Origin of the sequence: Microbacterium terregens (genome assembly GCF_039534975.1) — a bacterium.
Lineage (GTDB): Bacteria > Actinomycetota > Actinomycetes > Actinomycetales > Microbacteriaceae > Microbacterium > Microbacterium terregens.
Window position 1 is genome coordinate 1 of record NZ_BAAAWH010000003.1, and the last position, 5,919, is coordinate 5,919.

General features: G+C 73.9%; 4 protein-coding genes and 2 pseudogenes. 4 read left to right on the forward strand and 2 right to left on the reverse strand.

Going from position 1 to position 5,919, the window contains the following annotated elements:
• Positions 1-636 precede the first annotated feature (636 nt).
• Both ABD655_RS16505 and ABD655_RS16510 read left to right on the forward strand, forming a co-directional pair.
• Positions 637-1,236, forward strand: coding sequence for a histidine kinase (locus tag ABD655_RS16505; RefSeq protein WP_344715957.1), 600 nt, complete (start codon positions 637-639; stop codon positions 1,234-1,236).
• Between the two features lie 787 nt (positions 1,237-2,023).
• Positions 2,024-2,323 carry a response regulator transcription factor gene (locus tag ABD655_RS16510; protein WP_344715959.1) on the forward strand — a complete coding sequence of 100 codons (300 nt, stop codon included), beginning with the start codon at positions 2,024-2,026 and terminating at the stop codon, positions 2,321-2,323.
• Between the two features lie 7 nt (positions 2,324-2,330).
• Here the strand turns inward: ABD655_RS16510 and ABD655_RS16515 are convergent, their stop codons facing one another.
• Together ABD655_RS16515 and ABD655_RS17005 are read right to left on the reverse strand one after the other, a co-directional pair.
• Complete coding sequence (locus ABD655_RS16515; RefSeq protein ID WP_344715962.1) at positions 2,331-2,861, reverse strand: Gfo/Idh/MocA family oxidoreductase; 531 nt, start codon at positions 2,859-2,861, stop codon at positions 2,331-2,333.
• A 101-nt stretch (positions 2,862-2,962) separates the two neighbouring features.
• Positions 2,963-3,274 (reverse strand): annotated as a pseudogene (locus ABD655_RS17005) (Gfo/Idh/MocA family oxidoreductase); the annotation flags it as partial.
• Between the two features lie 292 nt (positions 3,275-3,566).
• Between ABD655_RS17005 and ABD655_RS16525 the strand changes: the two are divergent.
• Together ABD655_RS16525 and ABD655_RS16530 are read left to right on the forward strand one after the other, a co-directional pair.
• A pseudogene (locus ABD655_RS16525) lies at positions 3,567-4,313 on the forward strand (GntR family transcriptional regulator).
• 395 nt (positions 4,314-4,708) lie between these two features.
• The coding region (locus tag ABD655_RS16530) for an ROK family protein (protein ID WP_344715966.1) at positions 4,709-5,919 on the forward strand (1,211 nt) is incomplete at its 3' end.

Here is a 5,919-nt window from a genome sequence, read left to right on the forward strand (position 1 = left end):
ATCTCGCGACCGTCGAGGAACCCCCACCGGTGCACGAGCCCCCAGTTCCAGTCGGTGAACTCGGTCACCAGGCCGGCCACGCCCTGCACCAGTGCGAGGAACCCCAGGACCTCCAGCGTCTGCTTCATGCCGACGACCCTCGTCCCGCGGCCACTCCCTCCGCATCGGCCGCGGGGTGGGAGCCGGTCCGCCGGAGGACGGTGCGGCGCACGGCGGCCGCGACGGCGACGGAAGTCTGCGCCGCCGCGACTTCGGTAGCGGATCCGTCCCGCGCGGCACCGCGCGCCCGGCCGGCGTGCGTAGATTGGGCCGACCGTGACTGGTGACAAGGCGGCGCAGACCGCCCCGGGTTCGCGGGGCGCCGATGGTTCTTCCCGTCCGCCCTCCTCCACGAACTCGACCCCGACGCGAGCCGCTCCGGCCGCGGCCCCGGCGTACCGCGCGGGACTGGATCGTCGACTTCGCCTGCTTCCTACTGGCCGTCCTGATGGGTCTGCTCGGCGCGGAGACGCTCAGCAACAGGCCCCACCCTCTCCCCGGCACTGGTCGCGCGACCAGCTGATCGGCGCGCTGTCCTGCGGCGCGGTCTGGCTGCGGCGGCGGTGGCCGCTCGGGCTGGCCGCCGTGATGGTCCCCGTGAGCTTCGTCTCCGAGACCTCCGGCGGGGTGGCCGTGATCGCCCTGTTCACGCTCGCCGTGCACCGGCCCTTCCGCTACGTGGCCTGGGTGGCCGGGGTCCAGACGGCGCTCGTCCCGCTCTACTTCTGGTGGCGCCCCGATCCCGACTTGCCGTTCCTCGCCTCGGTCGTCCTCCTCGTGGTGCTCACCGGCGCCATCGTCGGCTGGGGCATGTTCGTCCGCTCCAAGCGGCAGCTCGTGCTGATCCTCAGGGACCGCGCCCGGCGCGCCGCGAGACGGAGGCGCGGCTGCGGGCCCGAGCAGGCGCAGCGCCTCGCCCGGGAGGCCATCGCCCGGGAGATGCACGACGTGCTCGCGCACCGGCTCACGCTGCTCAGCGTGCACGCGGGGCGCGCTGGAGTTCCGGCCCGACGCACCGCGCGAGGAGGTCGCCCGGGCGGCCGGTGTGATCCGGGAGAGCGCCCACGAGGCGCTCCAGGACCTGCGGGAGATCATCGGCGTGCTGCGGGCCGGCGAGTCCGAGGACACGGGCCGGCCGCAGCCGACGCTCGCCGCGCTCGCCGCACTGGCCGCCGAGTCCCGGGAGGCCGGCTATGAGGGTCACGCTGGAGCAGCGGGTCACCGACCCGGCCGCCGTGCCCGCCTCCGTCGGCCGCACCGCCTACCGGATCGCCCAGGAGGCATTGACCAACGCCCGCAAGCACGCCCCCGGCACGGAGGTCACCGTGACGGTCACCGGCGGGCCGGGGGAGAGGACTCACCGTGACGGTGCGCAATCCGGCGCCCGAGGGGGACGTACCGCACGTCCCCGGTGCCGGTCAGGGCCTGATCGGCCTCGCCGAAACGGGCCCTCCTCACGGGCGGCACCCTGGATCACGGGCCCGGCCCCGACGGAGGGTTCGCGGTACGGGCGCGGCTGCCGTGGGGCTGAACCCGCTCCGCTGGCCGGCCCCTGGCCGGCCGGGCGGCCCCGTGTCCCCGTCCCGCGCCGACGTGATTACGTACCGCCCATGACCGCGATCAGACTGCTCCTCGTCGACGACGACCGCTGGTGCGAGCCGGGCTGTCCCTCATGCTGGGCGGCGCCGGACGACATCGAGATGTCGGGGAGGCGGCCGACGGCGGCGCGAGGTGGGGGCGCTCGTGGACCGCACCCGCCCGGACGTCGTCCTGATGGACATCCGGATGCCGGCCGTGGACGGTCTCACCGCGACGAGTCGCTGCGCCGCCGCGAGGACGCCCCGCAGGTCGTGGTGCTCACCACCTTCCACGCGGACGAGCAGGGCTGCGCGCGCTGCGCGCGGGGGCCGCCGGGTTCGTCCTCAAGGACACCCCGCCCGCCGAGATCGTCGCCGCCGTCCGCCGGGTCGCGGCCGGCGAACCGGTGCTGTCGCCCGCGGTCACCCGGCAGCTGATGGCGCACGCGGCCGGAGCCGGCGGCGACACCCGGCGCAGGCACGCGCGGGAGCGCGTCGCCCGCCTCGGCGACCGTGAACGCGAGGTCGCCGTCGCCGTCGGCCGCGGCCTGGCCAACGCCGACATCGCCGCGGAGCTCTACCTGAGCGTCGCCACCGTCAAGGCCCACGTCTCCCGGATCCTGGCCAAGCTCGACCTCGACAACCGGGTGCAGATCGCCCTGCTGGCCCACGACGCCGGTCTCATGGAGGAGACCGACACACCGTGACCCGCCGTCACCCCGATCCTCGCCGAGGACGGCACGGAGACCCCGTGCGCGGTCGCCCAGGGGACGGTCCTGCCGGTCCGGGCCCCCCGAGCCGGCGTCGGCGCGTCAGCGTCAGCGCCGCCTCCTGGGACCCGCTCAGCAGCTCCGACGGACGGACCGGTCTGCGCTCCCGCCGGGACTTCTCGCAGGCCTCCGCGATCAGCAGCGCCCGGAGGGCCTCACGCCCGTCGCAGGGATTGGCCCGCTCGCCCCGCACCACCTCGACGAACGCGATCAGCTCCGCCTCGTACGCGGCCCCGAACCGCTCCAGGAAAACCCCGTCCACGGCTTGTCCGCGGCCGGCGGTCCGGTCGGTTCCGTGGACGCGATCGGCGTACGGTCGTCCAGGCCGACCGCGATCTGGTCCGCTCACGGCGAGCTCCATCCGCACGTCGTAGCCGGCGCCGTGCATCCGGGTCGCGGTGACCGTGGCGAGCGTGCCGTCGTCCAGGGTGAGCAGCGCCGCACCCGTGTCGACGTCGCCGGCGTCCCGGAACATCGCGGGCCCGGCGTCGGAACCGCAGGCGTAGACGTCGGCGACCTCCCGGCGGTCACCCAGCGCAGCATGTCGAAGTCGTGGATCAGGGTGTCCCGGTACAGACCGCCGGACTGCGCCAGGTACCCGGCCGGCGGCGGCTCCGCGTCACTGGTCATCGCCCGCACCGTGTGCAGCCGTCCGAGCCTGCCCGAGCGCACCGCCTCACGCGCGCCCGTGTAACCGGCGTCGAACCGCCGCTGGAAGCCCATCTGCAGCACCGTCCCGGCGGTCTCGACCTCCGTGATCGCCTGTAACGTCCCCGCGAGGTCCAGGGCGACGGGCTTCTCGCAGAACACCGGCAGTCCCGCGCGCGCCGCCCGGCCGATCAGGTCGGCGTGGGCGGAGGTGGCCGCCGTGATCACCACGGCGTCCACCCCCAGGTGTAGATCTCGTCCACCCCGGGTGCCGCCGTCTCGCCGAGACGGTGGGCGAGGGCCTGGGCCCGGGCCGGATCCACGTCCGTGGGATCAGGGAGCCGACGTCGCGGTGCCTGCTGATGTGTGGGCGTGGATGGTGCCGATACGGCCCGTACCGATGACCCCGATGCGCATGAATCAAGGTGGGCCCCGCACCGGCCCCTGTCAATCCGTATGTCCGGACAACCGAACTACACGACTTCCCGTCAACAGCGCACGCGGCTACGCTCGGCCCGTGCCGAAACCAGAAGTGGACCCGACCGTACAACTGGAGCTGAGCGTCGACCGCGCTCCCCCGTGCCGTTGTACTTCCAGCTGTCCCAGCAGCTGGAGTCCGCGATCGAGCGCGGCGTGCTGACGCCCGGCACCCTGCTGGGCAACGAGATCGAGCTCGCCGCGCGGCTCGGTCTGTCCCGGCCGACCGTCCGCCAGGCCATCCAGTCGCTCGTCGACAAGGGCCTGCTCGTCCGCCGCCGCGGGGGTCGGCACCCAGGTGGTGCACAGCCAGTCAAGCGCCCGCTGGAACTCAGCAGCCTCTACGACGACCTGGGAGTCGGCCGGTCAGCGCCCGGCCACCCGGGTGCTGGTCAACACCGCGTCGCCGCGACCGCCGACGTCGCCGCGGCGCTCGCCGTGGCCGAGGACAGCGAGGTGCACCGGATCGAACGGCTGCGGCTCGCCCACGGGAGCCGATGGCCGTACCTGTGCAACTACCTGCCGCCGGGGCTGCTCGACCTGGACACCGGACAACTCGAGGCCACCGGCCTGTACCGGCTCATGCGGGCCGCCGGCATCACCCTGCACAGCGCCCGCCAGACCATCGGCGCCCGGGCCGCCACCGCCGCCGAGGCCGAGCGGCTGGGCGAGCGGACCGGCGCCCCGCTGCTCACCATGCAGCGCGTCACCTTCGACGACACCGGCGCGCCGTGGAGTTCGGCACCACACCTACCGCCCCGACCGCTACTCCTTCGAGTTCCAGCTCCTCGTGCGGTCCTGACCGCGCGGGCCGCCTTCGTCGCAATGTCCGGACAATCAGACCGGCGTCAGCTCACGGAGGAAAACCGACCTCGGCGATCGACGCCGGGGAACCGCAGCGCCCCAGGGGCGCGGGGAACCGCGCGACCGGCGCCGGCGAGCCCGCACCCGGCGATGATCCGCACCACCCCCCACCTGCCCCGCACCACATTCAGCACACCGGTGCGGCACAATCGCACACGATGAGCACCTACCGCGACTTCACCGCCCCCATCGGCTCCCGCCGCGCCCCGGTCCTGAGAACCGTCGGCACCCGCGAGCGCCGCTCGCACCTGACGGCGCCCCGCGTCCCGACGGTGGGCATCGACATCGGCGGCACCAAGGTGATGCGGGCGTCGTCGACGCCGACGGCAACACCTGGAGCGGCTCCGCACGGAGACCCCGGACAAGTCCAAGAGCCCGAAGGTCGTCGAGGACACCATCGTCGAACTGGTGCTGGACCTGTCCGACCGGCACGACGTGCACGCGGTCGGCATCGGCGCGGCGGCTGGGTCGACGCCGACCGCAACCGCGTGCTGTTCGCCCCCACCTGTCCTGGCGCAACGAGCCGCTGCGCGACCGCCTCGCCGGCCGGCTCGCCGTCCCGGTCCTGGTCGACAACGACGCAACTCCGCCGCCTGGGCCGAGTGGCGCTTCGGCGCCGGACGCGGCGAGGACCACCTCGTCATGATCACCCTCGGCACCGGCATCGGCGGCGCGATCCTGGAGGACGGCCAGGTCAAGCGCGGCAAGTACGGGGTGGCCGGCGAGTTCGGGCACATGCAGGTCGTCCCCGGCGGACACCGCTGCCCCTGCGGCAACCGCGGCTGCTGGGAGCAGTACAGCTCCGGCAACGCGCTGGTCCGCGAGGCACGCGAGCTGGCCGCCGCCGACTCGCCCGTCGCCTACGGGATCATCGAGCACGTCAAGGGGAACATCGCCGACATCAGCGGCCCGATGATCACCGAGCTGGCCCGCGAGGGCGACGCCATGTGCATCGAACTGCTCCAGGACATCGGCCAGTGGCTCGGCGTCGGCATCGCCAACCTCGCCGCCGCCCTCGACCCGTCGTGCTTCGTCATCGGCGGGGGCGTCTCCGCCGCCGACGACCTGCTGATCGGGCCCGCGCGGGACGCCTTCAAGCGCCACCTCACCGGCCGCGGCTACCGTCCCGAGGCCCACATCGTCCGCGCCCAGCTCGGCCCCGAGGCCGGCATGGTCGGCCGCCGCCGACCTCGCCCGTCTGGTCGCCCGCCGCTTCCGCCGCGCCAAGCGCCGCCGGGTCGAACGCTACGAGCGCTACGAGCGGTACGCGGAGGCCCGCCGCACCACCCAGGAGTCCCTGTGACCGGTGACCTCTCCCAGCAGCCGGGCGTACGGGCGAACCCGGCCCGGCCGAGGACCGGCGCCACCGATCCGCCGCAGGGCACTCACCCTGCTGATCATCGTGCTGCTCATCGGCGTCCCGGCCGGCTATCTGGTGATCTCGGCGAACCAGAGCCGGGCCAGCGGCAAGGACAAGGAGGCGAAGTACTCCGCGACCGGCCTCACCGAGGGCTGGCCGTCCAAGCTCCAGCGCCGCATCATAT